The following is a 26726-nucleotide window of genomic DNA, read 5'->3' as shown; positions in this document are numbered from 1 at the left end:
CAAGGTTACGGCTCTGCTCTTACATATGCTAGACGCTACGGCATTACAGCAGCTTTAGGTCTTAGTCAGGCAGATGACGATGGCAATCTCGCAGCTAAAGGTGTTAAAGACTTCAAGCGCGAGCTAGAGAAGTGCAACACGCTTGATGAGTTACGTAAAGTCTGGAAAGAGGCCAAGCAATCACTAGACGCGGCGGGATGGAAGGTTTTCGAACCTCACATTATCGAGCGCAAGGCAGAGATTGAAGCCAATGCAGCAACTGGATTCAACCCAGCAACACCAAAGAAAGTTGCAGAAAAAAGTGGTGCTGACGAAAAGGTTGAAGTAGAATCACAACAAATCGACACATTCTAAATAAAACGGGGCTTATGCCCCAACAAAACAGAGAGAAAAGAATGAATGGTAAGAATTTGAGCTTTGAATACTTATCTAAGTTATTCAAAATAGATTAAGATGGAAACCTTTGCAGGAGATTCGCGGTAAAAAAGGCTAAGGCCGGATTAGTTGTAGGAAAGCCGGATCATCTTGGTTATATGTCAATATACCAAGACAATAAAAGACTAAAAGTGCATCGCATTGCATATTGCGTTAACTCTGGAGAGGATTTGCTAGGTAGCTTTGAGATTGATCATATTGATGGTAATCCATCAAACAACAACGTTGCAAATTTAAGGAAATGCAATAGGGTAGAAAACCAACAAAACAGGGGTGCCAATAAAAATAATTCACTTGGATATAAAGGTGTTTGCTTACACAAGAAAACAGGAAAGTACTTCGGTAGATGGATGTACAATAGAAAGTTTTACTCAACAAAGTATCACCTGCTACCTATAGATGCGTACAATGAGTTGTTGGATATAAAATCAAAGTTTAAATCCGAATTTATAAACAGAGAGGAAATGAAATGAGTCACGTAATTACCGGTACAATTCGCCGCCAGCCATTCACAAAAGAAGGCAGCAATTCAAATGGTTTATGGAAAATGTATGCTATAGACTTGTCAGAAAGATATAAGAACAAAGATAATGAAACTTGCTGGAACAATTACAGGGCTGTATTCTTTGCAAAAGAATCAATGCTTGCATGGTATGACGAGGCATTTCAGGAAGGAAAGATTGTTAGCGTAAGTTGCGAAACGTTGGCTGTTGATGTTCGTGATAAGGATGGAAAGACTTACGTAACAATCAACATGAATAACCCGCGACTTGAGTTTAGTCAGCGTGGTGATTCAGCACCACAACAACAACATCAACAGCAACAGCAGCCGCAACAGCAGCAGCAGCAAAAACAACCACAGCAGAATCAGACTTTTGAAGATGATATTCCATTTTGATAGTAAAAACCCCGCATAGGCGGGGTTTTTTTATTGTTAAAAGTTTCTATATACCTCAGTCCACCCCTCTGGCTCTATTAACTCAACCATAATAATGTGTCTAGTTGATTTCAAGGTCGCGTCTACTCCTCCTTTCATATAAAAACTTGAACTAGATTTTAATGTCAAAGTGTTTGATGCAGAAGCTGATGAACTCCTTATTTGTATTTGCATCCCGGCTTCCTCAGTGTAGCCAGTTATTCCATCTACACTAGAGCTTGCACTATGAGTTAATCTATATTTATTACCGGGATTTGTATTAAATTGTATCTTCTGGTTACTTCCCGAAACGGTCACATTAACGACAGGATTAATTAATACTCTCGCTAACTGCTTAGTAAACTCAGTTCGACCAACCCCAGAGTTTGGCATTACGGAGTTCCCAATATCAAGGTCTGTAGTTCGCGTTGTGTAGTTACGAAGAGCAGTGGTGTTAACTGCAATGTTTTCCACCCACTGGTTACTACCGCCGCCCGCCTCAATATCTACCCCACCTGTTTGCGTGGTGTTAAGAAGATAAAACATATTAGAAAAACTAGCATCTTGGCTTCCACATGTATTACCAATAACGCGACATGATGAAAGGCTGCCTTGTATAAAGAATGCAGCTAAAGGGATGCTTCCGACAGTAATCCAGTCTTCCATGTTGTAATCGTCACTACCATTGAACCCAGCATCAACATGATTATCCCTAATGATCATGTTAGGGTTGTTGTTTGTTCCAGAATAATGCCCAATAAAAAACCCACCACGACGTATCCTATTGCCATGACACAACACATGACCTGCATTTGAACCACCAGTAATTCGAATTCGCCCGTACTCAATTGCGTTATCGCGAATTGTGATTGATGCGGTCGTCAAGTTTGACGCAACAGTTTGCAGTGTTACACCGCCTCTTATCGTGGCTGTTCCTTCGTACAATGGCTCACACTCGTAAGGGTTGGTTACTGGGATAACTCCAGCACTGCGGAATGTATTGTCATGGATTTCCACATACTGCATATTCTGGCCTGACGAGTTTGGTTCTAGATCTATTTCTCCGTAAATAATATTGTCATGTACTTTCAGGCCTACGACGTCGATAACAGCCATTGCCAAACGGGATCGTGTGCCGCCACCTGATGCGTCCCAGGATCGAATGCCGTTGCCGTAACGCTCCTTAAGTATGCAATTCCTTACTGTTACATCTCTAGAGAATTTTCCTGTTATTGCGCCATTCTCAAGATCTCCACCAAAATAGATGCAGTCACCGTAGAAGTTATCAATGTAAACATTATCGAAAATGACGCTCTTGCATTTATAACCCAACGCGAATGCCTGGTCTCTTTCTCGAGATGGCGAAGTAGCACCGCCCCCGTAACCTATCACCTTCATATTTCGGATGATAACGTTGTTCGCAGCATAAAGCCCGAACAATCTTCCAATATCATCGCAATAGAGTTCGGTTGAGAATCCATCCCCCTCAATAATTACATTCTTTAAACCTGCACCCTCAACACCTAAAGTAACAGCTACGCCACCTGGCTTGTATGTGTTTAGACGCTTAAATCTAAACTTCCCTGACGGGAATCTTAATGTCACATTACCTCCGTTGGAAATAACATCATTGATTGCTTCCTGAAGTGCAGTGACGTTATTTGTTCCGTTAGATACGCCAGTGGTGGGATCAAAGTCACCAACAAGACCGTAATCTGTAACAAGGTTAATAACTGTATTCTGGTAAAAATCAGCAATCGTAGTCGATAAGTTTGATGTAAGACCGCCCCTTTTCAAATTAATGAGTTCACCTCCTCTCTCGGACAAATCATTAATTATTTTTGAGTCAGTCTCATCCCTGGAGTAAACATCAAGGTTCTGCCTTGCTAGTGGCTTGTCAGTTAAGTCTGATAGCGCCAAGTCTTTTCTTAATATGTTCTGTGTGTCAAGTGACGCCGCATAATCTGCCGCCTCCCGCGCTGATGCAGCTGCCGCATCTTTGTCAGCGGATGCGCTGGTTGCACTTGCTGCCGCTGCATTCTTATCGGTGGTCACTTTGGCGGCATCAGATGAGACCTGAGCACCAATAGCAGTAATTTCTCCAAATTGTGTGTTAACTCGGCTTACATCACTTGAAAATTTATCCTGATCAAAAGCCTTAAAAACATCAACTGCTGTTGCGACCTCTGATTCCCTTGATTGATAGTAACGGAGAGTTTCAGCAACATCCTGAGCTAAACCCTGAACGGTAATTCCATCGTGAGCAAGAATCGCGTAACCAGTTCCGGCAGGAACGGTCTCAGAATTGGGGTTATAAACATTAATCTGAGTATCACTGATAATTTCAGAGATGGTGTAAATTTGTACTGGTTCAGTTTTAAATACGATGGTTGCACCAACTCTAATCAGTGTAAGGGGCGCCTTCCATGTTGTCCCTACGCCAGTCACCTCGCCATTAGCGGCCAGAGACGCTGTTCCTAAGTCATAAATTGCCATTGTGTAAAGTCTCCATTTGTAAAATAGCACTAATTGCTAATTTGGATTGTAGCATCTTTAAGGCATAAAAAAACCTCCCGAAGGAGGTTAACTATTCAATAAATCACTCGCTTTATATATCTTCTTCCTGATACCGCTCTTGAATGAGTATTCATCATTTGGTATTACCACGTCAACGTTCCTGTCATCCGCAACGCAAAGCAATTCCCTATCAAGCTTGCATGCCACTCTCAGCTTGTAGTTTCTAAGCGCATAAGCAACCATCTCCATGTTGTAGCTAGAGTGGCAAACAAGCACACAGCGTTTGCCAGTAGCAAGATGAACGCGAACACCATCAATCCAATTATCGACCAGATAAGCGTACTCATCATCTTTAAAGGTGCCAATAACAGCAATAGACTGGCGAGTATAATCTTTTGCAGCATAACTAACACCCCCTTCTTCATTGATAAACATTACATTGCACATTTCTTCTGATATGCCGTCACTATAAGCCATAAAGCACGGCACTGCGTGTATTAGTTCGCCTGATTTTGTCCTGCCAGCATCAAAACCAAACTCGCTATAAATACCCTCGTATATGCTGAGTGGAGTAGATTCTACTCTCTCAGTCCTTTCCATTATCTCCAGGCATCTTTCGTGATCAATCTGTGCGCCCATTTTGTAGAGCTGGGTTCTTGATGCTTGCTTGTTTGCTTTAACTATAACCTCAATTGGTGTTAAGTTCAGCCAGTCACCAAGCAAATTTACTGAATCGGCGAAGGACGATCCAGTGCACTTCATGACCCATCCTATACCGGAGTCACTTCCGCATTTCGAACAAACTGCCGCGCCATTTCCTTTTTCACTGCCTATTTCGTCGGTAAATCTGAATCTGTCAGTGCCAAAGCAGTATGGGCATGGTCCGTGCTTCTTACTTAGGTGTCTATCATTCCAACCAAGTTCCTTTGCATAAAATGATTTCCACAATCCGGCCATCTTAGGTATAACTTCATTCTTATCGTAATTCATTTGCTTAACCCGTGATTTTCGTGAAAGTTGTATTTTCTCTCTGCTTCAATTCTTACTTTATACGCCTGCTCTGGAGTATCGAAGTTCCCAAGGTGTAGATGCTTGCCGTCAACCTTGATGTGAGCCTTAAATTTTCCGTGATTTAGCTTTGCCACTCCACAATAACCATTTGTTGATAAAACGCTAAGCTTGCAATTTCTTGAGTTACCTTGATTTGTTGTTACTCTTAGGTTTTCTATTCTGTTATCTAATTTGTTATGGTTTATATGATCAATGTAGTCGCCATTTTGAAGCTCTCCATTAAACATCTCCCACACAACTCTATGTACATAAGTCCTAAAGCCATTAACAGACACTTTGTAATAGCCAGATGTAGATAGTGAGTTGCACTCATCGCCAACCTTAACACGTCTTGCAGTGCTAATCTTCCAATGCAATTTGCCATCTACATAGTAAAAATAATCATGCCAGTTCATTTTCTTCTCTCCAATAAAAAAGGATGTACCGATTATGGCACATCCAATTCCTTACTCTTTAGCTTTTCGTGCTGCTTCGTTGGCGGCTTTAATTTTTCGCCACGAACGACACTCTGGCTTAGTGGCCAGTTCAGCCTCTGTAACCACGCGCAGCATGTGACGCTTTTTGCAGCGCAGAGTTAGCGGCTTGCCATTGCCGTCGAATTGCAGGTCTGGTCGGCAGAATGTGGCTCGAAAGCCTTCTCCATTTCGCTTGTAGTAGTTGTGTGAAAGCTGAGCTCCACGTGCCGATATCATTCCGCGCTTAAACCATTCTTCTACAGCCTGCGGTGTCACCTTTAGCTGCTTTGCGATATTCGCCTTTGTGCCGAAGAAATCAAGAACAATCTCCAGTCGCGCGCGTAGCCCGGCTCTTACTTCATCTTTTAAAACGTAGTAACCCGATGGTCGTTTTCGTTGTTTTTTGTCTTCAGTGCGGACAGTTCCGTTATTGCCGTTAATGGTTCGCTTATCAACTGCATTCATTTAATCACCTCAATAGCATTTTTTGTTAAACAATAGGTTCGATAATTGCTATTATACAGCAATGCAACGAACTAACAAACAGCTAGGATATTTAAAATGCTTCCAGTAGAGCGCTTAGTAGCCAACTTTGATCAAGAGAAGATTAAGCAGATTCAGAAGGATTATCAGTTTGGAGAAATCACGCCATACCCATTCCAGTGCGTGACATTCGACCAAATAGGTAAGCACATCGCTAAGTACGAAGCGCCATTCATAGCAGACCTGTCGGTATCGGCAGGTAAGACAATCATTCTTGCCATGATTGGTAAACGCATGGAGCAGCTTGGCCTTCCTTACATGGTGCTTTCTCGCCAGTCAGAAATCATCAGCCAGAATGCTGAAGAACTCCGTAACTTCGGTATCCGTAATAGCGTATATTGCGCTGGCCTTAACGTTAAATCTGTTTACTACCCAACTATAGTGGCAAGTGAAGGAACGGCGGCAAACGGCTTGTTCAAGGGGCTTGGTGACTATGTTCCGGCAGTTATCGCTATTGATGAGTGCCACATGCTAAATCATATGGATATTGTCGAAGCCGAAGAGAACGAGGAAACGTTTGAGCAGATGAGCACCGCAAAAGGTGAGATGGTTTTCAAGGATGGTGAATACACGGGGTTAACTGGTACAGGTCGTTCGCAATACACTTTAATCATTACAGAGATGAAACGCCGTTGCCGTGAGAAATACAAGCGAGAACTACGTATCTTTGGTCTCACTGGTAGCCCATACCGTGATAACAATCATATCGTGGTAAGTAATCCTAACATTCGAGGATTTTGGCGTAAGACGGTTATGCAGGTTCCAACCAATTACCTGGTGGATTTGGGTTTTGTTGTCCCAACTGTTTACGGTGAGGTTGGTGATTTGGGTTATGATCTTGCTGAATTTGCGCCAGATGGTGATGATGGAATCAAAGACTTCAGTAAGAAAGAAATGGATGCGATGCAGGAAAAAATTCATCAAAACCAGTCCATGACGCAAAAGATTATGCAGTTCGCAGCCAAGTTTATGGAAACTCGTAACGCAGCGCTAGTAACTTGTTCAGGCAAGCGGCATTGCGAGGAGGCAGCCGCGGCGCTTCCTGATGGCGTAACCTGGGCTATAGTAACTGACTCTACTGGTGAGAAAAAACGTCGTGAGATTCTTTCTGACGCAGCTGAAGGTAAGTATAAATTCATCTTTCAGATTGGTTGTCTCACAACCGGCGTGAACGTCCCGCCATGGGATACGTCAATAATTCTTCGGAAGGTTGGAAGCATCACGTTATTGATTCAACTTTTGGGGCGAGGTATGCGGATTCTTAAGAAGAAGCATAAGGAAATGGGAATGGTTAAGGATGATCACGTGGTGCTGGACTTCGCTGGTACTCTTGATGATATGGCAGAATTGTACTTTGACCCAATTATAGAGGGGGTGCAAGACCAGAAATTCAAGTCTTCTAGTAAAGGTGGTGACGAGCCAAGGGTATGTCCAGCTTGTAGCTATGAGAACTCGCCATTTGCTCGTCGTTGTAATAATGTTATCGAAGGTAAAAGGTGTGAGCACTTTTTTCAGTTTCGTACCTGTGATGATATTGAAGACACGCAGACAAAAGTTACTATTAAGAAAGGTTGTAGTGAGAAGAATGATATTGCTGCTAAAAACTGCCGTTGCTGCGGAGAAATGCTTATTGACCCTAACGCAAAGCTGTCTGGAAAGATGTATCGACAAGGGGATTGGTTGAGAGTTTACGGATTCAGTATTGGGTTAACTAAAAACCAAAACGGGATCGTTGCTCGCTATGAAATCATGGCTCACAGCGGTGACAGGTTTGTTGCTTACGAAACTTTCTTTCCAGAGAGTGATCATCGCGTTTGCTCTGTGAAGTGGAAGGCGTTTTGCCAAACTCACATCGCTAACAAAACAGAAGCATTTCGCATCGGGAGACTGCGTAATGCAAGAATGATTATGACTAACGCAAGTCAATTTCGTGAGCCTTTGCGGGTGACTCATAGAAAAAATCAGAAAGGTCAGGATATCATTGCAAACAAATCTTTTACTATGGAGGATTGATTATGAGTGCATTAGCTTTAGCTATAAAGGAAATGATTGAAGAAGACATAAAGAAAAGAAACTATGAGACTCTAATGTCCGTCTCTGATAATGTTTTTGAACATATACTATATCATGGGGTAACGAGCGAGGATTCCTGTTGTGCAGGTATGGTGTACAATGGCATTTACCTTAGTGAGCATGAAATAATCTCAGCTTACTTTTCTAGAAATCAAGATGCGGAACCATTATTTTGAAAATCACAGATAAAGAAGATTACATTGAGTTTTACCCTGGTGCTGTAAAGTCATGCCCAAAGGAGGACGACGAACAGATCTTTTGCTCTGATTGGGTTAAGTATCATTACCCTCAGATTGTTTACTGGCACACAGTTAATGAAGGGATGAAATCAATTGGGTCAGCAAGGAAGGATGCAGCTAAAGGGCTCCTTAAGGGCGTATCAGACTGCTTATTCCTGATACCTGAATCACTTCGCGGAAAGTACCCTTTCGGAGCCATAGAGCTAAAGAGGGCTGGCAAAACCCAGGCTAGCACAGTCAGCGACGAACAAAAGTCTTTCCTTAAAAGCGTAAGAGAATCAGGTGGTTTCTCCGCTGTAGCCTATGGGCGCGAAGGTTTTCTTGCAGCATTCAAAGAAATGATTTCAAAATAGCACGAATTGCTAAAGACGAATTGGTGAGTTGGTGTATTATCAACTCATCGAAACGAAACAAGCAAAGAGAGAAAGAAAATGGCTACTATCTATACTGGCAAAATGTACGAATCACGCAAAACTGGTTATGTGTACGAGTTGGTTATCACTGAAGGCGGTTATGTGCTTGATGATAATTGTGGTTACTCATTCGAAGTTAGCCCAACCTACAAAGATGATTTAGAAACTGTTAAAAACGCATTCGGCGAAAAATTTGATGAGGTATCAGAATAATGGCTATCTTTACTTTTGAAAATCAATGGGAAGTGTTTAAGTTAATGGCAGTTCATGAGCTAAAGAAATCTGGTTATAACAAAAACCCATGGGACTTAGCACTTTGTCTTGATATGAGCTTTGAAGAAGATTATTTAAATACCGATATTGATACATGGCGTGACCGTATAATTGCTGATATCGAAGAAATGAAAAAGGATTGCCTGGAGGATTTTGAGTGATGAAAATAGTAGACAAAGAGATGTTCGAGATTGCACAGGTTTACGCAAGTGACGCTGTTAAGACTCGATCAGAGTATTGCTGGATGTGCGCTCGAGAATACTTAAAAATGGCTTACGGCCTATGATAGTTGAAACCGGACGCGCCGCTGTATGGGCGCACTGTGGAGAGGCGGGTTTGCAAGATGACATCAAGAAAATATCTAAATACTTCGATATTCAAGAAATCAGCGTTGTGTACGGCGGTAAATTTTCATATATACAAGATCGTCCAAGGAAATATGTGAGAGTTAAGCCTGGTGTGAGTATTGATGTTAACGATTTCCTGAAATCTCAGGGATGCAAATTTAAGATAACGAAGGTTTAAATATGTTAGGTTTAGATTTTCAGCCAGAGCATTACGATTTAGTACATGGGCAAAGTGGAGCAAAGTTCAGAGCGATACCTATTGCTGACTGGTTTCCTCCTGATTATGTGGATGTGAACGCAAAAACTAAAGACGGAAAGTGGGTGCAGATTTACTATTCTCCAGCTTGTGGAAACCTTTGCATGACTGACTTAGATCAGAAATTAGCAATTAGTGCTGAGATGATTGATTATTGGTTAAAAGAGGTTGAATGAGAGCACTAACACTAGTAGCATTAACACCACTGTTTAGCTTTATTATCTTATACTTTATCGTAATGAATTAAGGAACTTAAAAATGGCAACTGCAAAAATAACCAACGAACAGCTTCGTGAAGAACTAGCGAGCGGCATGACTAACAAAGCAATAGCAGAGAAGTACGGTATGAATATTCGCAATGTTGAATTGCGTCGTAGTAAGCTAGCTAAGGCTGGAGAGGGGCACGGTAGAGATGTAAGCAACCTTATTCCTCAAGGTTATGCAGTTAAGGGTGTATCAAGTCTTATTGGTGCTGATGGTGAGATTAAGCAGCAGTGGGTTAAGTCTGACATCGACAAAGAGAAGCAAGAAGAGATGATGTTTCAGGCTATTGAAGCGCTTACTGATGAATTGCCGCGCGAGAAGCCTAGAGCATTAAGAGTTGGTTTGTGGGAAGACACTTTAAGTCTTTATCCTGTTTTTGATATGCACATTGGAGCAATGGCGCACCATGCAGAATGCGGGGAGAATTACAGTACTGAAATCGCAGAGCGTGTCCTTAATGATTATTTTGATTACGCTGTTGCTAAGGCTCCTTGTTCTAAGAAAGCAGTATTGCTGATTGGTGGCGACTTCCTCCACTCAGATGGATTGGAAGCTGTTACGCCTACTAGTCATCATGTGCTGGACCAGGATAGCCGATACCATAAGCTTGTTTACGTAGCGGTTCGAGCGACTCGGCGAGCAATTAGCCGGATGCTTGATAAGCATAAAGAAGTTGAAGTTCAGATTATTCCAGGTAACCACGACCTTTCGGGTATGATTTGGTTGCGTGCAGCAATGGCGGCATTCTATATGGATGAGCCAAGGGTAAATGTTGATGCTTCACCTGCTGCGTTGCACGTAACTCAGTTTGGCAAGACGCTTCTTGGATACTGTCATGGTCATGAGCTTCGCAAGCCAGATACTCGCTTATCAACTTTGGCACGTGACCACCGCAAGGCGTTTGGTGAATCAGAATATGTTTATACCCATTCGGGCCATTATCACCATCAAACGATTACAGAAGGTAACTTGGGTATTGATGAGTCTCATGGTCAGCTTGGTGCGAAAGATGCTTACAGCGCAAACGGTGGTTATCGCTCTTATCGCCAGGCGTCTGTAATAATCTACAGCCCTAAATTCGGCGAGATTGGTCGATTCACTTGTCGCCCAGAAATGTTTAGCTAATAGCACTTTTTGCATAACCAATGCCGTAGAAATGCGGCATAATCACCGCATCGAAACTAGATAAACTAAACGAGTAAACACAAAATGACTAAAATGATTTATTGCACCAAAAACAATTCCAAGACCCTGCCATTTACAGTCAACCAGCCGTACAATGCAGAGTACCAAGGTGACGGATATTACAAGATTTACGGCGACGATATGACGTGGATTTTAGCGCCGATTGATGGTTCGTTAGTTGAATTTATTATCGCAGATTAACACATCAAAAACATAGATTTGCAAGCGGGGGGCCTTTTGGCTCCCCTTTTTTGTGCTTACAATCCACACTTGCCTACTGTATTATATTTACACTATCTATTGACAAATTAGGATTTAAAGGTGATCACGTGAGGGAAGTAATTAACGCCGCTACGGCATCAACAGGTGGGGCGGCTGTAACTGGCGCCGCAACTGGTCAAATGACAATCGCAATAATCAGCCTTATAGCTCTTGTTGTTTTCGGGTTGTGGGGAGCTTACTGGAAGTTTAAGGATAGCCAGGCAATCAGGAAGGCGCTGGAGTCAGGAGATTTAAAAAAAGCTATCAATATTAGGAGTAAGTAATGAAGCAGAAGCTGGTAATTAGTGCAGCGACGGCAGCGGCAATATACATCGCAGCGCCGATTATTGAGCTTGTAGAGGGCGTTGAGTACAAGCCTTACATGGACATTGCAGGAATCCCTACGGTCTGTGCTGGCATTACTGGCCCTGATGTTGTATGGGGTAAGAGGTACAGTAACAGGGAGTGCCGGAATCTGCTTGAGAAGCACATTCAGATTCATGGGAAGTATGTTCAGGATGCGGTGACATACCCTATCTCTCCAGAAACAAGAGCGGCATTAATCAGTTTTAGTTATAACGTTGGCGGCTCTGCAATGAGGAAGTCCACGGCAGTAAGGTTTATTAACCAAGGTAAGATTGAGGAGGGTTGCAAGGCTCTCGGGATGTGGAACAAGATAACCAAGAATGGTAAGAAGGTTGTCGTCAAGGGGCTCGTGAACAGGCGCAACGAGGAAATAAAATTATGCTTAAGTGGGGTTGGTAAATGAAGGTTGTATTAATTGCTGCGGTGATTCTGCTTTCTGGTTGTTCGGCAACATCTGCGCTGACCGGGTTAATTGGTAGTAAACCAGAGATTAGTGCTCAGGCAGGTGCGGAGAACAATAAGGTTGGAGTTGGTTTAACGAGCAAGGTTGACTCCAGTAGCTCCAGTGAATCCACGGTTAAAGATTCCAAGGTTGGGTCGCTGGATAGCTCTAGCGGGAAAAAGACTTCTGACAACTCGATTAAGGCCTCAACAATCACTGCTGAGAAGATTGAAATCACCAACAATGATTCATCTGGAATTTATGAATTACTGGCATTAATTGGGTTCCCTCTGTTAATTGTTTTTAATGGCTGCTATGTACTTTATAGAGCAAACAAAAAAGCCCCGTAATGGGGCTATTTTTATGCAAATAATTCTTCGTCACTCATGTTTGCTATTTTCATCATCTCATTCACATAGGCACTAGACTTACCTTTAAAGCTCATAAATTCAAACTGGAATGGCCTTTTGCTCGAGCCTTTAGACCAGTACACACCATTAACTCCATCAAGATACCCAGCCGTAAGCATTCTCGCCATAAACTCCTTCGAGCAACTCGATGCAAAATATCTTTCATCAACCCCCGCAGCTTTAGCAATCCTTGCACAATCCTTGTGCTTGTAGATGAATCTTGCGAGGTGTTGGCGGTTGAAGTTTTTGCATCCTTCGCAGAACCTGTACACGTCGAGAAGAAACATAGGTTACCCCAGCAGTCTTGGATTGATGTAAATTTTATCACCAATCAGGCACGTATAGTTTTTTTCGTCCAGCATCGGAATCAAATGGTCCTTAATACGAGTCATGATTCCAGCTTGAGCTTCAAAAGGTTTAACCTTTCGCGCAGCTTCATACAATGAGCGAACACCAACGACACCCTTACCATTTTTTCCTTGCTTAATCAGAATATCAACCAGCTTATTCATCTCAGCATTATCACCAGCGTGACCAGCGGCACTAGCGGATGACAAATAAGTCTTGCTTAGTTCGTTAAAAATCATAACCGCCTCCTGCATTGTCTCAAGCTCAATCTCCCTGGACTTCTGGGGGCTCGACCCTGCTGGTGCGAACCAGTTACGAATAACGTGCAGCACAGAGGCGATACGAATTGCTTGCTTATCAAACTTACCTAGAGCGCCACGTAACATTGTGTGAGAGTACTTACCACCATCACCAAGGTGCGGTTCCATTTCCTGACGCGCGCGGTTCAGGTAACGCATTGAAGAGGCACTTACAGTTAGTTTCACTTCGACTTCACTCATAATCTCATGAACGAGACGGAAGTAATCAGCCTTCAGCCCACCGTCAATAGCCTCATATGTTGAGTCACCATTCTCGTCAACAAACACGCGGTCTCCAAGGAATGACTTCTCACGCACAAGCAAGAAACGTTCTGACACACCGATACCACGCGCACCAGCATTCATGATCGCGTTGATGGTCTCATCCTGTGCGATAACAGAGATGCAGCCCATAGCGACAAAGCTCATGTTATTTTCAGCGTTCGCACGCGCAATAGAAACGTTACCAGCATCCCATGCTTTCAGCACAAGCTCGCTGTTCGTTTTCTTTGAGCCATCACCATAGGTCATGCCAAGTAGTGAGTTTACGCTCGTTGCCTCATCAGAGATTACTGCGAAGTTGCCCTGTCGGTTGTTTATTCGCGCAAGACCTTCCGGCGTGGTGTCGGATACGGGGAAAACGATATCGCACAGCTTTTCCAGCTTCTCTTCTAAATCTTCTTTTTCCTCAAAAAGTGAAGCCATCTCTGACGGAGATTTTTCCTGCTTCATCTCTTTGGATAATGCAGATAGTTTGGCCATAATCTTTTTGCGCTCGCGCTTTCGCACTTCATTAATCCGCTCAGTCTCAGCAATCATTGGGGCAATTGAAAGCGAGTTAATTGCTGATTTACCAGTTGATGGTGGCTGGCTTGTTACGACGTAGAGCGCGGTTGGCTGCTGATTTCCGTGATACTCAACAGTAAATCGACCAAGCATGGCGGCAGAAATGCACCCCAGAAAGTGCATATAAGCTGAAGACTCAGGGAATTGAACCGAACGAGCAATGTTAGCTGATAACTTGCCCACAACATCAATATCATTACCTAGTGAGATTACAGGGTACTTATCATTTGCAGCATCAATCTCGACCGGAGCCTTCCAGAATGATTGGGACTGTCGATAACCATTAGCATTAATAGCCACGCGAAGCGGTGGAAGGTTGTCGGTCGCAGCAATTGCCATAACCTGCTCAACAGATAGTTTATCTTCGTTGAAATCAAACATCTTAATACTCCATCTCGTTAATATGCGGGCATTATATAACACCCGCTCAGTATGTCTTTATCTTTTAGTGCTATTATGAGTATTTTGCTTCAAACCTGTAGTCACCACAGACAGTAACAAATCCAACATCCTCATCCCTATATAGCTGCCAGGCGGTTCCTTCTTTGTCATAGATATATCCAGCGCGCTGACCAAGTCCAGCATGGATATCAACTTGATATCGCTTTCCTTCAGTGAAGTATTTGCGAATAGATGAGTGATGGTTAACCTTTGTACAATATAGAGTCTTGGTCTTGATGTATTTTCCGCGCTCTGTAAGATTCTGCCATTTTCCATTAACCTTAATCTGCTCTACACCATCTTTAACGCGGGCCTTGAACAAATTGTTATCGCTTGATACCCAGTTTTTTGTAATCGTAGTAGTCATTTTAAGCCCTCTCTTTCGTTTTCCACATGAATTTGTTCGGTACTGATTTGCGCACGATGCGCACGACTATCTTATCTGTCTTTTGTACCAGTCCGTAAATCTTGCCATCAAGTGACGCGCGGTACACTGCCTCTTCCATTGCGTCACAAAAGTTGTCGAACATTAGTGAGCCTTACAGTTGCTAGAAAATTTAGCACCAGCAAACTTTGAAGGGCCGCGGTTAGCGTTAATTGCTTCGTAAGTTTTTTTAGTGTCGCGAGCATCAATCACTTCAACAACCATCATGGCAACCATCGGGAAAACTACTGCGATAACCATCAGAGTTAAAATAATCATTTTCTTTACCTTTCGTTGTTTCGTTTCGATGGAAAGATAATACCGCATCCTTGCGATTTCGTTTTAGCAATTCGTGCTATTTCTTGCCTTTTCTATCGCCTTGAGCATAATCTCGTGGCTTTCCAGCAAGTCCTCACGAAACCAGTCACCACAAGGCCAGCCCTTTCCGCTATAGGCGCTGATGACCTCAAGATCGAAATAATTTATCTCAGATGGTAGTAGCATTATTTAGGCCTCCATAATGTATTCAAACTCTGATGTAAACAATGGAAGTTCCCTTCCTGACGGAGTTTTAATACTAACCTCACCGGACTCATACTGGCGCATAACTTCGTAAACACCTCCAATCTCGACTTCGTAGAAATCTTTCTCATACTTGCCGTGTTTCGTTGCAAAGCTGATTAATTTAATTTTCATTATTTCACCTCATCAAACGTTGCGATTCCAGGAATAAACATACCAAGATTCCAGCCAGCGATAGCAATCCATCCAGAATCGTGCTTGTGAGGTCTCTCAGCGCCATTAATAACCCATTCGTTCGGGATTGTCTTACCTTTAATAATTAGCGGCTCGGCGTCGTATACAGAGCCTTTAACGAATGGAGTTAATACTTTCTTGTCGGCGCTGGTAATGCAATTGGTGCAGCGAATTTTCATATTTCAATCCTCAAATAAATGGTAAACACTCGACGCATCCAAGTCCATCGCAGCACAGGAATTCATCATCTGACTGGAATTGCTTAGCTAAATTAATATCCAACTTTCCGCGCACCACAAGGTCGGTGTAATCCTCGTTAAGCCCAATCAGTGCGCATTCGTGGCGTAACTTATCTTTATAAATATTTATATCTATACCCTCATTTGGTTTGTACCGGATGTCGTCCGGCGGCGATATAATTTATTAGTGCTGCTTTGCTGTGTAAAACTTCCAGTCATCCTGGACTTCAATCAATGTACCTTTGGCGATCATTGAGTTGAGGCTATCTTCAGTAAGGAGAGTTCTCAACCAGGTGTATTTGTTGCCTACTCGAACATTGCCGCAGTTATTAAACACGCTACCGTTTACCAACATCATCTCAACGCCTTTTGAGCCAGGCTTAGTGAAGAGAAGTTTTTCTGTTTTAGTGGTCTGAATGCTCATTTTTTTATCTCCGGTGTGTTCGTTTCGTTTCGATGAAGTAACTATACGCCATCCTTGGCATTGAGGTTTAGCAATTCGTGCTATTGCGTTCGATGTATGCATTAATTTCTTCAGAAGTTTCCATTGCGGAGCGGAAAGCGCCTTTTGCGTGGCGAGCATCACGGAATGACTGGAAGAATTTACGAGCAACGTTTGCGAACATCGCGCCAGTTATACGAGCATCACCGAAATTAGTTTCGATTGAGTTACTGATGCCATCACGGAACTCATTCTCAGTCATGAACATTTCAGCAATTTCAGCGGTGGCGAAAAGGTCTGCCAGTGATTGCATATTTTCGCGGTCAGCTTTAGTGAAAAGGTTCATGTTAATCATTTTCGTGTCTCCGTGAGTTCTTCGTTTCGATGGAGTAATAATAGCAAATCACTCCTGATTGGTCATTAGCAAAAAGTGCTATTCGTTGGATTTATTGATTCTTGCAGATATTGCAATGATTCACCTCATTATTGCACATATAGCAATATTGTATCTGATGCAATGATGTTTTTGATTGTTGCGAATTTAGCAATTATTTGTGTGGGAGTGAATGAATAGAGGAAGGACTACCATACAAGTTGATTTTGATTCTGGCTGAGCCATTTTGGATGTACACGTTACCGAAGTTATGTTGTGTAGATGCACCCACCCTCCGTAGGAATGCTGTACGCCTATAACGCGCAATTACGCAATGGTTACATAATAATATCTATATATATCAACCTTTTACTTTATTATTATTATTATTATTATATATATGTATATCTTGTATATCTGTCATATGGGGAGGGTCGATAGTTTTTTATGAAAATGACTATATTTATCTATATTAATATATATAGGTATACCCCCGACATTTCCGCGGAAATTCATACACACGACATTTACACCGCTTCTGGCGCGGCTCTCAGAGTGGTTTGGCGTATCTGGCTGAAAATAACATGAGATAACACTTGATAACATGTAGATGTGTGATACTATGGATGCATCTTAACGAAGAGCAACCAATCAGGAGTAATAAGAATGTCAGAACGTAAAGAAGCAGTAAGTCTTGGTGAAGTAGTTCGCTACATGGCGACTCAGGCTTTAAATAGCGACACGAAATCATTTGCAGTACCAGTGCGTATGATTGTTCGCCAGGTGTACGGGCTTAGCAAGGAGGAAATTAGCAAGGTTTATGATGAAGACCTTAAGCCGGATGGTAAGTACAATCTCAATAAGCTGAAGTCCTCATACGTTTCAAACACAGTAAGTCGCATGCCTGAAATTAAGGCTGCAAACGTCAGGTCCATGTTCTCGATAAAGGATATGGAGTTTAATGGTGAGGAGGTTCGTTCTGCGGTAATCTCGCTTGTTCCTGGTGCAATCAATCATGGCTCACGAAGCAAAGCAGGGGAAGAGAGGGAGGCGGCTATCATTGAGAAGTTCAAGAAGCGACTTCTTGCAGTTACTCCGAGCGTAATCCACCTGAAAGGCGAGGAGCTTAATGGCGCAATGTTCGCACTAACCGCTTACCAGGAACTTATCAAGGAGACCAAATAATGGGAATGTTTGATTTCAATGATGTGAAGCTAAGTGGCGAGGAAATCGTAAGAATTGCGCAGCGTGATGGTTACTCAATTCTTCGCGTGGCAATCAGTAATAACTGATATCGGCAAACTCAGCGCTTCTGGGGTCGCCCTGATGCATCGTCAATCTACAAAGGTAGCGAGCATGCGGTTCTTGTTAATCTAATTATGAAAATGGGAAGAAACGGGAAAGGGGTGCTTGGTGTTAGGTCATTATACGAAGGCCTCAGGAAATCAAAACCAGTTGATTCACGTAATGTCAGACTAATGGCGAGGCTTCAGGAGGGACTTATCCCAGACCTAGAGAAGATGAATCTCGTCTGCATGATTGGTGATAAGATTTATGTTCACCCTGCAATCCTTGATGAGTGTTGGGAACCTAACTTCAAAGTATACGAAGGTGAGCATCCTAGTAGACTACCATACCACTTGCGTTACAGTGAGGAGGAGGTTGAGATGGCTATGAAGTTCTATCGGAAAGCTAAATTACTCCTGACTGGGAAATAGCACTTTTTGCCTAACGTAATAATGCCAAGGATGGCATAATCATCTCATCGAAACGAGAGATGCAAAGGAAAAATAAAATGAACAAGACAATCACACTGCAATGCATTAAGACAAATAACCCAGAATTTATTAAAGGTCACAAATATTTAGCAACCCTGGTAGACGGTAAAACATGGGCAGTTAAAGGTGGCTTCCAGGATTACAAATTCCCACTTGAGCACATACCTGGCGGAAACCTTGGTTTTGTTAGTAGCTGCCGCTCAGTTAAGTTCGTTTTTGAAGTGGTAATGAAATAGCACTTTTCATCCTGACTGGTATAATCCCCGCATAAACCACACGAAAGGAATTTGATTGACCATATACGAACACAAATTCAGCAGCAAGGGTATTGATATGCTCCTGCACTATTTAGACGAAAAATACGCAAAGCTCATGCTTAAGACGCATGGCGGCACAATAACGAGGGTTGAGATATGAGTAACTACGATCGAGAAATTATTGGGATTGATGGAACTGTGACAAAAGTAGATGTTTATCGTGTTCTTGATGCGTTCGGTGTATCGGACCCGGCCACGCAGCATGCGATAAAGAAGATGCTTTGCACTGGCTTGCGTGGCCACAAGGATTACCTGACTGACCTTAATGACTCAATTGAATCATTGCAGAAGGCTAAAGAGCTTTACGGTCAGAGAGTGATTAACGAGTCGGCCAAACCAAAACTTAATGTTAAATAGCACTTTTTGTTAAAACTCCAGGGAAGGAGTTTGGCATAATAGCTTCATCGAAACGAGAGATGGATTCAAGATGTACTACGACGTTATCGCTGTTTGCCTGGTTGGTATTGTGGCTATTGTTGCCATTGTTAAGATTACGGAGAAGAATTAATGCACAATCAATTGATGATGGGTGATGTTTTATATCAAACAATGCCATGGCTAATCTGGTCACTTGGATTTATGATTGTGTATATGATTGCATCCTTCGCGGATGACGATAAAGAGGAGATTAAAGAATGATTACGATTAACCTGTCAGAGACAGATGCAGCAATTCTTAAGTCGATAATTAACTCACCAACAAAAGATACAAGGAGTTTTGCTGTAATGCGTGTGGCTAAAGAGGTTTGCACTCAGATTAACAATCAGCAATTCGATGTAAGCGACTTCGAGTCATCTCGCCAGTACGAGTCACTAAGCGTCAACGCTGCATACTTGGCTAACTGGGATAAGGAAACAAAGAAATGATTTACGTTCATACGTACTACACGGGAAAATTTAACAGCGTTAAGCACGTTAGAGTGCACGATAGCTACGAGAGCGCAAAGGCGCAATGGCTGGTTCTTGGCGGTGACATTAATTCATATAAAATCGCTGAATAGCACTAATTGATAAAACAGGGTTGGGGTAATTTGGTATAGTTACCATATCAAACGAGATGAGGTGACACATATGAGATTCCAACAGAGCGAACCTAAGCTTCAGGCCAACCACTTCGATGGCTACGCAACATTCATCATTGCACAGGCTTGCGGAATGCGTGAAGACCCACAGGTTCACACAATTCATTTAACTGAAGAGCAGGCTCGAGAGTTGGCTTACGAAATTCTTGAGCAATTGAATCGAATTTAACGCATCTAAAACGCATTCTAACGAACGATAATTTAAGGCATACGATTAGATGGATAACTACGAATTACCAAGCCAGTGGGCAAAGAGAAAGATGGATGAGGCTAGGAATGGAGATATTGCTATGATGTACTTTGAGCTAATGAATCTATGGAAGGAGCGCGAGGATAAGATGGGACTTACAGCAGAGAAAAAAGAGCAAGAATAGCTAAACGCATTCGCCATGGACGGCATATAATTACCTTATCAACACAATGAGAGATTGAGAGATGAGTTATTCAAAGATTTATGTAGTCTATGGGTATAATATAGGTGACGAAGATTCTATAAGCGTCATCGCATTCCCGACGAGGTGTGACGCTGAATCATTCGTAAATTCAATGAACTGTAATGATAAGAGGGCGTTTGATGAATACGATTTCGAAGAGATTGATTTTGCTGATACAACGAGAGGTTAAATAATGTTCGGATTAGAAGACGCATACTTTAACGCAGTTAAGCGCCAGGCTGACAAGCTGAACGATGAGTACGGCAAACTGGGAGCAAAGAAGAAGGATGATAAAGTTGTTGCTGCACTTATAACCCAGATCTGGGGGCCCGTATCAACACTAATCGCGAGGGATAAGTTTGTATGGATTGCGGGTTATAGAAAAGGTCGTGTTGGTCATGATGAGAATGGGAATAGCCTTTATGAGTAAGTTAGATAAAGCATTTTTTAGATTTGCTTTTTGTCTGGTGGTTGCATACAGCATCGGCGCTGTTGTGTTCGTGGTTATGTTATGAGCGAGTTAACAATCTGGTTTATCGAAGGGCTGGTTGCTTGAGATTATTTTTAATCGTTTAAATGAGGATTGTTAAAAAGATCTTGCATCTCTGAGCGGAAGCATCTAATATTAACCACGTAGACAAACGAGGCCACCAAGTGGCAACGGCGCACGGAGCGCAACTACTAAGTCCGTCGCTCATTAGGTAGCGTATGCGGCACATTAAACCCTCAAGTGGCTTGTAAGACCTAGCGCAAATAGGCAGTTAAATCGGTCGTAGCAGGCGACGCTGGAGCCGTAACCAGTAATCTTCATCTAGCAAGTCTAGCTAAAGATTATGCTCTGTTAGCTTAATGGAGAAAGCCGCAGCCTTCTAAGCTGTTGATGGTGGTTCAACTCCACCACGGAGCGCCAAATTCAAGGAGCACTATCAATGTGGGATGTGAAGTTATCTATTCGTTTAATGGGTCGCAGTTGCAAGAATTGCACTCAAGAATACATCGCGTCAGTTGCCGCAATCAGCGCTGAGGATGCGGTAGCGAAAGTAAAGGAGATGTCGGGCGCTGACCCTGACACTCATAAATTCCTAGTAGCTTACGTTCGTGAGCGAAAATAAAAAGTGTTATACCCTCGTTTAAGTTTCATCTCTCTCGTTGTTTTAGCCCTCGCTTGAGGGCTTTTTTTCGTCTGCAATATGCTATAATCTATCCTGAACAGAGGAGGATTTATGAGTAATATTATTGCTACAATTATCTTTGGTGCCACTTTGCCTTTCATTTGTTCTAGGTGTGGTATGGTTACTAACTTTACTAGGATTCTAATAACATGAGCAAAGTAGCGTTAAAGATGGGCGAGGGGAATTTCAAGGCGCTCTACAACAAGAAGTATGGCGATATTGCTATGGTGGCAATCAATCGCAAGTACACGCCAGAAGAGGTGTTTGATTTCGCGGTGAGATACTTCTCATGGGCTGAGAGTGAGGCAATCAAAGCTATTGAGACGGCGGCTTTCCGGGGAGTTGTTAGTGAAAACCTTGTACATAAGCCGAGAGTATTCACATTAACCGGCCTGGCGCTATTCATGGGTGTCAATATCAATAGATTCGCCAGCTGGCGTACTGAGGCTGGTTACTCTGACGTGATGGAATTTATTGATAACGTAATCTACGAGCAAAAATATCAGCTTGGCGTTGCGGGTATCATCAACCCCACAATCGTTGGTAAAGAGCTAGGGATTGATAAGCCGCAGGAGATTACCATTAGCAACAACTCCACAGCTAACGACGTTGATAGCATGAAGGAAGCGCTGGAGTCTGTGATTAGCAAGCTGTAACAATACGAGGGTATAACAATGACTGATGTTTTAGTTTGGGAGGAACTATCCCAATCAGAGAAACAGGCGATTAAGCTACTATCCACCCACAACTTCGAAACATTCCTTCGTGTGTGGTTCAGCATCACGCAAGGGCAGAAGTATATAATGAACTGGCATCATAGATACCTATGCAGGATTGTTGATGAGATTATTAGCGGAGAGCGAAAGGATACAATCATAAATGTATCACCTGGCGCCGGAAAAACCGAAATCACGTCCATTCACTTTCCTGTTTATAGTTACCTCAAGCTACCAAAAGTTCGTAACCTTAGCCTGTCATTCTCTGATAGCCTGGTCAAGCGAAACTCTAAGCGAGTTAGGGACCTTATTAAATCAATGGAGTTCCAGGAGTTATTCCCAAGCAGGTTCGGTACGTGTAAGGATGACGAGATTCAGGTGCTTGATGAATCAGGAAAGGTTAGATTTGAGTCAATATCAAAGGCTATTGGAGGGCAAATAACCGGATCGAGAGGTGGTTACATTACTGATACTTATAGCGGCTGCCTGATGCTGGATGACGTTGATAAAGTTGATGACATGCTTAGCAAGGTGAGGCGTGAAGCAGTACATATGCTTCTAAAGAACACAATTCGCTCTCGTCGGGCAAGTTCGGTAAAAGGAAAAGCAACACCAATTATATCAATACAGCAGCGATTGCATGTGAACGATAGCTCGTGGTTCATGGCTGAATCTGGGGGTATGGGTATAGATTTCGATGTTGTGAAGATTCCAGCGATAGTTACTGAGGATTACATCGACACGCTCCCTGACTGGCTAAAGCCACACTTCGAGGCTGATGTTCTATCTAGCGAGTACATCGAGCGAGATGGGGTTAAATACTACAGCTACTACCCACAGAAGGAATCCATTCATGATTTAATGGCAATGCAGGACGCGGACCCATATACGTTCGCAAGCCAATATATGCAAAGCCCAATAGCTCTCGGTGGCAACATGATTGATACGGATTGGTTTATTCGTTACGGTGGGGATTTGCGAGCGCCATTAAAGTATGACTACCGATTCATCACTGCGGATACCGCGCTCACGACTAAGTCGTACAGTGACTTTAGCGTGTTCCAGTTGTGGGGCGTTAAGGATAGAAAGCTATACCTTCTTGATATGGTTAGGGGTAAGTATGAGGCACCGGAACTCGAGGCAACACTATTGGACTTTGAGGCCAAAGCAAGAGCCACTAGTCGAGAGGAGGGGATACTTCGCAAGGTAATAATCGAGAAGAAAGCGTCAGGTATCGGCTTAATTCAATCTGCAAGTAGGGTTATGCGCACACCGATTGAGCCATTTATACCAGATACAGACAAGGTAACTCGCGTACTTTCTGCCATGCCTCAGATTAAGGCTGGCAATGTCATGATACCAGAGTCAGCGCCGTGGATGAGTGCACTCATCTCTGAGTTTTCAGCATTTACAGCAGACCTATCTCACCGCCATGATGACATTGTAGACACAACAACCATGGCAATAAACTGTGAGCTAAATTTAGCCGACGATGCAAAACTAAGAATGCTGCGCCTTGCTGGGATTAAGTAGCACTTTTTGTTAAAAGAATAACTCAAGGATGAGTTATCATAATAAAAATAAGGAGGGAAAATGATTAAGCGAACTGAAATTTACGATATAGCAATAGATTATCTTACATACGACGGTGTTAATGTTTTATGGAAGAAGAAGATAAAAAAGAGTAAGTACTACCCTGGAGATGTTGCTGGAACAATTGACTTTCAGGGGTATATTAGGGTTGCTCTATTCAGAAAACCAGTAATGGCGCACAGGTTCGCTTGGGAGTTTATTAATGGACCAATACCTGACGGTATGCAAGTTGACCATATAAACCACAACAGGTCCGATAATAGAATTGAGAACTTAAGGTTAGTCACCCATCATGAGAACTCAGTAAACATAAAGATGCCGAAGAACAACACATCTGGTCACATTGGCGTTCACTACAATAAAAACAGGGGGACCTGGCAAGCTTCGATAGGTGGGCGCAACAAAGAAACTCATGAGCATCTTGGGTGTTTTCACAACAGGGAGGACGCAATAAAGGCAAGAAAGCTAGCTGAGATTAGGCTTGGTTATCACAAAAACCATGGCAAGACAGCTGATGAAATCTGAGTTACAATAGCCCCACATGGGGCTTTTTTTATTGGAGAAATGCAATGGTAAAAACAGACAGCTACGCCAATATCTTTCTTGGCGGCAGTGATGGTAGTGAGATTTACGGAAGTTTACAGAATCAAGCGCCTACAATTCTGGCTTCGCTTTATGCGGATAATGCAATTGTGCGTCGAATTATTGACACAATCCCAGAGACGGCACTAGCAGCAGGATTCCGCATTGACGGTATTGATGACGAACCCGCATTCTGGTCTCGCTGGGACGATTTGGAGATGACGCAGAATATTAACGACGCTTGGTCGTGGGCCAGATTATTCGGCGGTTCTGCCATTGTAGCTATCGTTAAGGACAATAGAGCGCTAACAAGTCCGGTCAGAGAAGGTTCTGAGCTTGAAACTGTTCGCGTTTACGACCGTACGCAGGTAAAAGTACAGACTCGCGAAGAGAATCCGCGCAACGCACGTTTCGGTAAGCCGCTAACCTATCGCATCACTACTAACGAGAGTGAAATGTTCTACGACGTACACTACAGCCGCATTCATATCATCGATGGTGAGCGAATCCCTAACGTAATGCGTAGGCAGAATGATGGCTGGGGTCGTAGCGTTCTATCCAGTGACATTCTTGACTCAATCAAGGATTACACTAACTGCGAGCGACTCGCCACGCAATTACTTAGACGTAAACAGCAGGCAGTGTGGAAAGCGAAAGGGCTGGCTGAGTTATGTGATGATAGCGAGGGGTTTGGCGCTGCAAGATTACGACTAGCGCAGGTTGACAATAATAGCGGCGTTGGTCAGGCAATTGGTATTGATGCCGAATCTGAAGAGTATAGCGTTCTCAACTCTGATATTGGCGGTATTGATGCGTTCCTGGATAAGAAGTTTGACAGAATCGTTGCTCTGAGCGGCATTCATGAAATCATCCTGAAGAACAAGAACGTTGGTGGCTTATCATCCAGCCAGAATACGGCGCTTGAGACATTCCACAAGTTGATTGACCGTAAGCGCAACGCTGAACTACTGCCAATTCTTGAGTTCTTAATCCCGTTCATCGTAAACGCAGAAGAATGGTCAGTTGAGTTTAACCCTCTAGCCCAGGAATCAAGCAAGGACAAGGCAGAAGTTTTGGAGAAGAACGTAAACAGCATCGCAGCACTAATTGCATCTGGCGCTATGGATACCAATGAGGCACGTGATACACTACGATCTATCGCACCAGAGATTAAGATTGGTGATAATGATATTCAGTTCGAGCAATCGGATTTAATTACAGAGACGGAGGTTGTAATTGCGTAAATTAACTGGTTTCGGAGAGGGGTAATGAATGATGAGTTTGATGGATTTTAGTGAGGAGAATTGGGATGTGTAAAATACGCTATGACAGTGCAAAGGTGAAGGCTCGATTTGATGAAAACGGCTTTCTTGTTGATACCCCGATTGTTGCGCGCGTCGGGGTGCAAACTTACTACCTTCCAGACGGTACGGAACGCAGAGAATTTAGGCCAGCCTCAGAGGTATTTAAACCTGATTCTCTGGCTAGTTATCAAGGTAAGCCAATTACATTGGGTCATGTGTTTGTTAACTCAGAGAATGCTAAAGAGGTTGTTGTAGGTGCTGTATCTGGCGCAGCTATGCGTGAAGACTCGAATGTTATTGTTCCTTTAACTGTTTACGACAAGGAATCAATTGAGAAGGCTAAATCTGGCGAGGCTGGTGAGTTATCAGTAGGATACTCCACTGTTGATATTGATTCGAAAGGTTGGGGTAGCAATGAAACTGGTGAGTATAAGCTAGATGGGGAGTACCAATCACAAGGTGAAATCCCTTCTGACTGGGTTAGATTCGATGCTCTGCAAACTGAAATCAAAGTAAACCACGTCGCACTTGTCTATCATGGTCGCGCGGGAGTAGCCAAACTTAATTTTGACGCTCAACAGGAAAACCCGTATACTGACAGCGTTGATTCTATTAAAGAGGACGTAAAAGAAATGGTTAAGATTAAACTAGACGGCGCTCAGGAGTTTGAAATTGCTCCCGAAGTCGCCGCTCACATTGAAGCAGTTAAAGCTGACTCCGCAAAAGAGAAAGCAAAAGCTGACGCGCTGGAAGCTGAGCGTGATGCACTTAAGGCTAAAGTTGATGCAATGCCAGCAGAAATCGAGAAAGCAGTTGCTAAAGCGAAATCAGACGCAGACGCGCTCGCAACTCTGGTTGCTGTTGCTGCTGAAGCTGGTGTTAAAGCTGATGGTCTGGATGCTAAAGGCATCAAAGTAGCTTACGTTAAAGAAGTCTCAGGTCTGGATGTTTCTGAGAAGTCTGACGCGTATATCGACGCGGCGTTCGACATTGCCAAGGAATCTGATAAAATGGCTGAAGTTCGCAAGGCTACCACAGCTTCCGATAAATCTGACGGCAAAGATGATGTGAAGGTTCTTAACCCTCGCGCTCGTCTGGCTAAAATTAAAAAATAA

The 26726-nt window shown here is 43.0% G+C and carries 37 protein-coding genes and 1 tRNA gene; 27 read left to right on the top strand and 11 right to left on the bottom strand.

The genetic code is table 11. The features are described 5' to 3' along the window. The 3 genes from FVW27_RS08835 to FVW27_RS08825 all read left to right on the top strand — a co-directional run. Nucleotides 1-354, top strand: a 354-nt coding sequence (locus FVW27_RS08835) for an ERF family protein (RefSeq protein WP_208294707.1), incomplete at its 5' end; no start/stop codon positions are given. A 179-nt stretch (nt 355-533) separates the two neighbouring features. Continuing rightward, nucleotides 534-908, top strand: coding sequence for an HNH endonuclease (locus tag FVW27_RS21265; protein ID WP_167124432.1), 375 nt, complete (start codon nt 534-536; stop codon nt 906-908). Then, on the top strand, nt 905-1333 hold the full coding sequence (locus FVW27_RS08825; RefSeq protein WP_167124430.1) for a hypothetical protein: 429 nt from the start codon (nt 905-907) through the stop codon (nt 1331-1333). Before FVW27_RS21265 ends, FVW27_RS08825 begins: the two co-directional genes overlap by 4 nt. Before the next feature lie 36 nt (nt 1334-1369). Here the strand turns inward: FVW27_RS08825 and FVW27_RS20615 are convergent, their stop codons facing one another. The 4 genes from FVW27_RS20615 to FVW27_RS08805 form a co-directional block, all read right to left on the bottom strand. After that, nucleotides 1370-3847: a pectate lyase family protein gene (locus tag FVW27_RS20615; RefSeq protein WP_208294706.1), complete on the bottom strand. Its 2478-nt coding sequence runs from the start codon at nt 3845-3847 to the stop codon at nt 1370-1372. Nucleotides 3848-3934: 87 nt separating this feature from the next. Continuing rightward, nucleotides 3935-4858, bottom strand: a complete 924-nt coding sequence (locus tag FVW27_RS08815) for a primase-helicase zinc-binding domain-containing protein (protein WP_167124428.1) — start codon at nt 4856-4858, stop codon at nt 3935-3937. After that, a complete protein-coding gene (locus FVW27_RS08810) occupies nt 4855-5334 on the bottom strand; it encodes an HNH endonuclease (protein WP_167124427.1) in 480 nt (159 codons plus the stop codon). Before FVW27_RS08810 ends, FVW27_RS08815 begins: the two co-directional genes overlap by 4 nt. 51 nt (nt 5335-5385) lie before the next feature. Beyond that, complete coding sequence (locus FVW27_RS08805) at nt 5386-5859, bottom strand: helix-turn-helix domain-containing protein (RefSeq protein ID WP_167124425.1); 474 nt, start codon at nt 5857-5859, stop codon at nt 5386-5388. 96 nt (nt 5860-5955) lie between these two features. On the opposite strand from FVW27_RS08805, the gene FVW27_RS08800 reads away from it, so the two are divergent. From FVW27_RS08800 to FVW27_RS08755, 11 genes are all read left to right on the top strand, one after another. Beyond that, nucleotides 5956-7950: a DEAD/DEAH box helicase gene (locus FVW27_RS08800; RefSeq protein ID WP_167124423.1), complete on the top strand. Its 1995-nt coding sequence runs from the start codon at nt 5956-5958 to the stop codon at nt 7948-7950. 2 nt (nt 7951-7952) lie between these two features. Next, entirely contained in the window at nt 7953-8186 is a 234-nt protein-coding gene (locus FVW27_RS08795; protein ID WP_167124422.1) for a hypothetical protein, read from the top strand. Beyond that, nucleotides 8183-8602 carry a VRR-NUC domain-containing protein gene (locus FVW27_RS08790; RefSeq protein WP_167124421.1) on the top strand — a complete coding sequence of 140 codons (420 nt, stop codon included), beginning with the start codon at nt 8183-8185 and terminating at the stop codon, nt 8600-8602. Before FVW27_RS08795 ends, FVW27_RS08790 begins: the two co-directional genes overlap by 4 nt. Before the next feature lie 78 nt (nt 8603-8680). Then, entirely contained in the window at nt 8681-8875 is a 195-nt protein-coding gene (locus tag FVW27_RS08785; protein WP_167124419.1) for a hypothetical protein, read from the top strand. Further along, nucleotides 8875-9096, top strand: a complete 222-nt coding sequence (locus tag FVW27_RS08780) for a hypothetical protein (protein ID WP_167124417.1) — start codon at nt 8875-8877, stop codon at nt 9094-9096. Before FVW27_RS08785 ends, FVW27_RS08780 begins: the two co-directional genes overlap by 1 nt. Nucleotides 9097-9462: 366 nt before the next feature. Beyond that, the gene (locus FVW27_RS08775) at nt 9463-9714 is read left to right on the top strand and encodes a hypothetical protein (protein WP_167124415.1); all 252 of its coding nucleotides are present in this window, start codon (nt 9463-9465) and stop codon (nt 9712-9714) included. Between the two features lie 82 nt (nt 9715-9796). Beyond that, nucleotides 9797-10927: a metallophosphoesterase gene (locus tag FVW27_RS08770; RefSeq protein ID WP_167124413.1), complete on the top strand. Its 1131-nt coding sequence runs from the start codon at nt 9797-9799 to the stop codon at nt 10925-10927. 84 nt (nt 10928-11011) lie between these two features. After that, nucleotides 11012-11188 (top strand): DUF7244 family protein, encoded by a 177-nt coding sequence (locus FVW27_RS21260; RefSeq protein WP_424991862.1) that lies wholly within the window; start codon nt 11012-11014, stop codon nt 11186-11188. 128 nt (nt 11189-11316) lie between these two features. Further along, nucleotides 11317-11532: a holin gene (locus FVW27_RS08765; RefSeq protein WP_167124411.1), complete on the top strand. Its 216-nt coding sequence runs from the start codon at nt 11317-11319 to the stop codon at nt 11530-11532. After that, nucleotides 11532-12017 (top strand): lysozyme, encoded by a 486-nt coding sequence (locus tag FVW27_RS08760; protein ID WP_167124409.1) that lies wholly within the window; start codon nt 11532-11534, stop codon nt 12015-12017. The genes FVW27_RS08765 and FVW27_RS08760 overlap by 1 nt, the downstream gene beginning before the upstream one ends. Next, on the top strand, nt 12014-12406 hold the full coding sequence (locus FVW27_RS08755; RefSeq protein WP_167124407.1) for a hypothetical protein: 393 nt from the start codon (nt 12014-12016) through the stop codon (nt 12404-12406). The genes FVW27_RS08760 and FVW27_RS08755 overlap by 4 nt, the downstream gene beginning before the upstream one ends. An 11-nt stretch (nt 12407-12417) precedes the next feature. Here FVW27_RS08755 and FVW27_RS08750 read toward each other — a convergent pair whose 3' ends face one another. From FVW27_RS08750 to FVW27_RS08720, 7 genes are all read right to left on the bottom strand, one after another. Next, a complete protein-coding gene (locus FVW27_RS08750) occupies nt 12418-12753 on the bottom strand; it encodes a hypothetical protein (protein WP_167124406.1) in 336 nt (111 codons plus the stop codon). 3 nt (nt 12754-12756) lie between these two features. Then, complete coding sequence (locus FVW27_RS08745) at nt 12757-14340, bottom strand: DUF3987 domain-containing protein (protein WP_167124404.1); 1584 nt, start codon at nt 14338-14340, stop codon at nt 12757-12759. 73 nt (nt 14341-14413) lie between these two features. Beyond that, complete coding sequence (locus FVW27_RS08740) at nt 14414-14767, bottom strand: hypothetical protein (RefSeq protein ID WP_167124402.1); 354 nt, start codon at nt 14765-14767, stop codon at nt 14414-14416. Between the two features lie 162 nt (nt 14768-14929). Continuing rightward, a complete protein-coding gene (locus tag FVW27_RS08735; protein ID WP_167124328.1) occupies nt 14930-15151 on the bottom strand; it encodes a hypothetical protein in 222 nt (73 codons plus the stop codon). 368 nt (nt 15152-15519) lie between these two features. Beyond that, nucleotides 15520-15759 (bottom strand): hypothetical protein, encoded by a 240-nt coding sequence (locus FVW27_RS08730; protein ID WP_167124400.1) that lies wholly within the window; start codon nt 15757-15759, stop codon nt 15520-15522. 244 nt (nt 15760-16003) lie between these two features. Next, nucleotides 16004-16243, bottom strand: coding sequence for a hypothetical protein (locus FVW27_RS08725; RefSeq protein ID WP_167124399.1), 240 nt, complete (start codon nt 16241-16243; stop codon nt 16004-16006). A 67-nt stretch (nt 16244-16310) separates the two neighbouring features. Then, nucleotides 16311-16616 (bottom strand): hypothetical protein, encoded by a 306-nt coding sequence (locus FVW27_RS08720; protein ID WP_167124397.1) that lies wholly within the window; start codon nt 16614-16616, stop codon nt 16311-16313. Nucleotides 16617-17300: 684 nt separating this feature from the next. Between FVW27_RS08720 and FVW27_RS08715 the strand changes: the two genes are divergently transcribed. From FVW27_RS08715 to FVW27_RS08655, 13 genes are all read left to right on the top strand, one after another. After that, nucleotides 17301-17819, top strand: coding sequence for a DUF7174 family protein (locus tag FVW27_RS08715; RefSeq protein WP_167124395.1), 519 nt, complete (start codon nt 17301-17303; stop codon nt 17817-17819). Between the two features lie 610 nt (nt 17820-18429). Then, nucleotides 18430-18648 (top strand): hypothetical protein, encoded by a 219-nt coding sequence (locus FVW27_RS08710; protein ID WP_167124394.1) that lies wholly within the window; start codon nt 18430-18432, stop codon nt 18646-18648. A gap of 177 nt (nt 18649-18825) precedes the next feature. Continuing rightward, nucleotides 18826-19086, top strand: a complete 261-nt coding sequence (locus FVW27_RS08705; protein ID WP_167124392.1) for a hypothetical protein — start codon at nt 18826-18828, stop codon at nt 19084-19086. Nucleotides 19087-19364: 278 nt separating this feature from the next. Then, nucleotides 19365-19595: a DUF7180 family protein gene (locus tag FVW27_RS08700; protein ID WP_153647571.1), complete on the top strand. Its 231-nt coding sequence runs from the start codon at nt 19365-19367 to the stop codon at nt 19593-19595. Between the two features lie 204 nt (nt 19596-19799). Next, entirely contained in the window at nt 19800-19979 is a 180-nt protein-coding gene (locus FVW27_RS08695; protein WP_167124390.1) for a hypothetical protein, read from the top strand. 49 nt (nt 19980-20028) lie between these two features. Next, nucleotides 20029-20184, top strand: coding sequence for a hypothetical protein (locus FVW27_RS08690; RefSeq protein ID WP_167124388.1), 156 nt, complete (start codon nt 20029-20031; stop codon nt 20182-20184). A gap of 253 nt (nt 20185-20437) precedes the next feature. Next, nucleotides 20438-20674, top strand: coding sequence for a hypothetical protein (locus tag FVW27_RS08685; protein WP_167124386.1), 237 nt, complete (start codon nt 20438-20440; stop codon nt 20672-20674). A gap of 405 nt (nt 20675-21079) precedes the next feature. Next, a tRNA-Arg gene (locus FVW27_RS08680) sits at nt 21080-21154 on the top strand. Between the two features lie 411 nt (nt 21155-21565). Continuing rightward, entirely contained in the window at nt 21566-22072 is a 507-nt protein-coding gene (locus FVW27_RS08675; RefSeq protein WP_167124384.1) for a terminase small subunit, read from the top strand. An 18-nt stretch (nt 22073-22090) separates the two neighbouring features. Continuing rightward, nucleotides 22091-23665: a phage terminase large subunit gene (gene terL / locus FVW27_RS08670; protein ID WP_167124382.1), complete on the top strand. Its 1575-nt coding sequence runs from the start codon at nt 22091-22093 to the stop codon at nt 23663-23665. Nucleotides 23666-23725: 60 nt separating this feature from the next. Beyond that, complete coding sequence (locus tag FVW27_RS08665; RefSeq protein ID WP_167124380.1) at nt 23726-24250, top strand: HNH endonuclease signature motif containing protein; 525 nt, start codon at nt 23726-23728, stop codon at nt 24248-24250. Nucleotides 24251-24294: 44 nt separating this feature from the next. Next, on the top strand, nt 24295-25551 hold the full coding sequence (locus FVW27_RS08660; RefSeq protein ID WP_167124378.1) for a phage portal protein: 1257 nt from the start codon (nt 24295-24297) through the stop codon (nt 25549-25551). Between the two features lie 65 nt (nt 25552-25616). Continuing rightward, the gene (locus FVW27_RS08655) at nt 25617-26726 is read left to right on the top strand and encodes a DUF2213 domain-containing protein (RefSeq protein ID WP_167124376.1); all 1110 of its coding nucleotides are present in this window, start codon (nt 25617-25619) and stop codon (nt 26724-26726) included.

This window comes from Nitratidesulfovibrio liaohensis (assembly GCF_011682075.1).
In the GTDB taxonomy this organism is placed as follows: domain Bacteria; phylum Desulfobacterota; class Desulfovibrionia; order Desulfovibrionales; family Desulfovibrionaceae; genus Cupidesulfovibrio; species Cupidesulfovibrio liaohensis.
Note: the sequence above shows the minus strand (reverse complement) of the source record. Positions and strands in the feature narration are given on the sequence as shown.

Bases quoted from the DNA above. Each gene is read 5' to 3' on its own strand.
- FVW27_RS08735 (WP_167124328.1), bottom strand. From the start codon at position 15,151: ATGCGGTATTATCTTTCCATCGAAACGAAACAACGAAAGGTAAAGAAA.
- FVW27_RS08740 (WP_167124402.1), bottom strand. From the start codon at position 14,767: ATGACTACTACGATTACAAAAAACTGGGTATCAAGCGATAACAATTTG.
- FVW27_RS08710 (WP_167124394.1), top strand. From the start codon at position 18,430: ATGAACAAGACAATCACACTGCAATGCATTAAGACAAATAACCCAGAA.
- FVW27_RS08755 (WP_167124407.1), top strand. From the start codon at position 12,014: ATGAAGGTTGTATTAATTGCTGCGGTGATTCTGCTTTCTGGTTGTTCG.
- FVW27_RS08805 (WP_167124425.1), bottom strand. From the start codon at position 5,859: ATGAATGCAGTTGATAAGCGAACCATTAACGGCAATAACGGAACTGTC.
- FVW27_RS08715 (WP_167124395.1), top strand. From the start codon at position 17,301: ATGTCAGAACGTAAAGAAGCAGTAAGTCTTGGTGAAGTAGTTCGCTAC.
- FVW27_RS08725 (WP_167124399.1), bottom strand. From the start codon at position 16,243: ATGAGCATTCAGACCACTAAAACAGAAAAACTTCTCTTCACTAAGCCT.
- FVW27_RS08655 (WP_167124376.1), top strand. From the start codon at position 25,617: ATGTGTAAAATACGCTATGACAGTGCAAAGGTGAAGGCTCGATTTGAT.
- FVW27_RS08815 (WP_167124428.1), bottom strand. From the start codon at position 4,858: ATGAATTACGATAAGAATGAAGTTATACCTAAGATGGCCGGATTGTGG.
- FVW27_RS08665 (WP_167124380.1), top strand. From the start codon at position 23,726: ATGATTAAGCGAACTGAAATTTACGATATAGCAATAGATTATCTTACA.
- FVW27_RS08795 (WP_167124422.1), top strand. From the start codon at position 7,953: ATGAGTGCATTAGCTTTAGCTATAAAGGAAATGATTGAAGAAGACATA.
- FVW27_RS08780 (WP_167124417.1), top strand. From the start codon at position 8,875: ATGGCTATCTTTACTTTTGAAAATCAATGGGAAGTGTTTAAGTTAATG.
- FVW27_RS08745 (WP_167124404.1), bottom strand. From the start codon at position 14,340: ATGTTTGATTTCAACGAAGATAAACTATCTGTTGAGCAGGTTATGGCA.
- FVW27_RS08800 (WP_167124423.1), top strand. From the start codon at position 5,956: ATGCTTCCAGTAGAGCGCTTAGTAGCCAACTTTGATCAAGAGAAGATT.
- FVW27_RS08720 (WP_167124397.1), bottom strand. From the start codon at position 16,616: ATGATTAACATGAACCTTTTCACTAAAGCTGACCGCGAAAATATGCAA.
- FVW27_RS20615 (WP_208294706.1), bottom strand. From the start codon at position 3,847: ATGGCAATTTATGACTTAGGAACAGCGTCTCTGGCCGCTAATGGCGAG.
- FVW27_RS08695 (WP_167124390.1), top strand. From the start codon at position 19,800: ATGAGATTCCAACAGAGCGAACCTAAGCTTCAGGCCAACCACTTCGAT.
- terL (WP_167124382.1), top strand. From the start codon at position 22,091: ATGACTGATGTTTTAGTTTGGGAGGAACTATCCCAATCAGAGAAACAG.
- FVW27_RS08690 (WP_167124388.1), top strand. From the start codon at position 20,029: ATGGATAACTACGAATTACCAAGCCAGTGGGCAAAGAGAAAGATGGAT.
- FVW27_RS21260 (WP_424991862.1), top strand. From the start codon at position 11,012: ATGACTAAAATGATTTATTGCACCAAAAACAATTCCAAGACCCTGCCA.
- FVW27_RS08675 (WP_167124384.1), top strand. From the start codon at position 21,566: ATGAGCAAAGTAGCGTTAAAGATGGGCGAGGGGAATTTCAAGGCGCTC.
- FVW27_RS08660 (WP_167124378.1), top strand. From the start codon at position 24,295: ATGGTAAAAACAGACAGCTACGCCAATATCTTTCTTGGCGGCAGTGAT.
- FVW27_RS21265 (WP_167124432.1), top strand. From the start codon at position 534: ATGTCAATATACCAAGACAATAAAAGACTAAAAGTGCATCGCATTGCA.
- FVW27_RS08785 (WP_167124419.1), top strand. From the start codon at position 8,681: ATGGCTACTATCTATACTGGCAAAATGTACGAATCACGCAAAACTGGT.
- FVW27_RS08750 (WP_167124406.1), bottom strand. From the start codon at position 12,753: ATGTTTCTTCTCGACGTGTACAGGTTCTGCGAAGGATGCAAAAACTTC.
- FVW27_RS08700 (WP_153647571.1), top strand. From the start codon at position 19,365: ATGATTACGATTAACCTGTCAGAGACAGATGCAGCAATTCTTAAGTCG.
- FVW27_RS08825 (WP_167124430.1), top strand. From the start codon at position 905: ATGAGTCACGTAATTACCGGTACAATTCGCCGCCAGCCATTCACAAAA.
- FVW27_RS08760 (WP_167124409.1), top strand. From the start codon at position 11,532: ATGAAGCAGAAGCTGGTAATTAGTGCAGCGACGGCAGCGGCAATATAC.
- FVW27_RS08685 (WP_167124386.1), top strand. From the start codon at position 20,438: ATGTTCGGATTAGAAGACGCATACTTTAACGCAGTTAAGCGCCAGGCT.
- FVW27_RS08775 (WP_167124415.1), top strand. From the start codon at position 9,463: ATGTTAGGTTTAGATTTTCAGCCAGAGCATTACGATTTAGTACATGGG.
- FVW27_RS08770 (WP_167124413.1), top strand. From the start codon at position 9,797: ATGGCAACTGCAAAAATAACCAACGAACAGCTTCGTGAAGAACTAGCG.
- FVW27_RS08810 (WP_167124427.1), bottom strand. From the start codon at position 5,334: ATGAACTGGCATGATTATTTTTACTATGTAGATGGCAAATTGCATTGG.
- FVW27_RS08730 (WP_167124400.1), bottom strand. From the start codon at position 15,759: ATGAAAATTCGCTGCACCAATTGCATTACCAGCGCCGACAAGAAAGTA.
- FVW27_RS08705 (WP_167124392.1), top strand. From the start codon at position 18,826: ATGAGTAACTACGATCGAGAAATTATTGGGATTGATGGAACTGTGACA.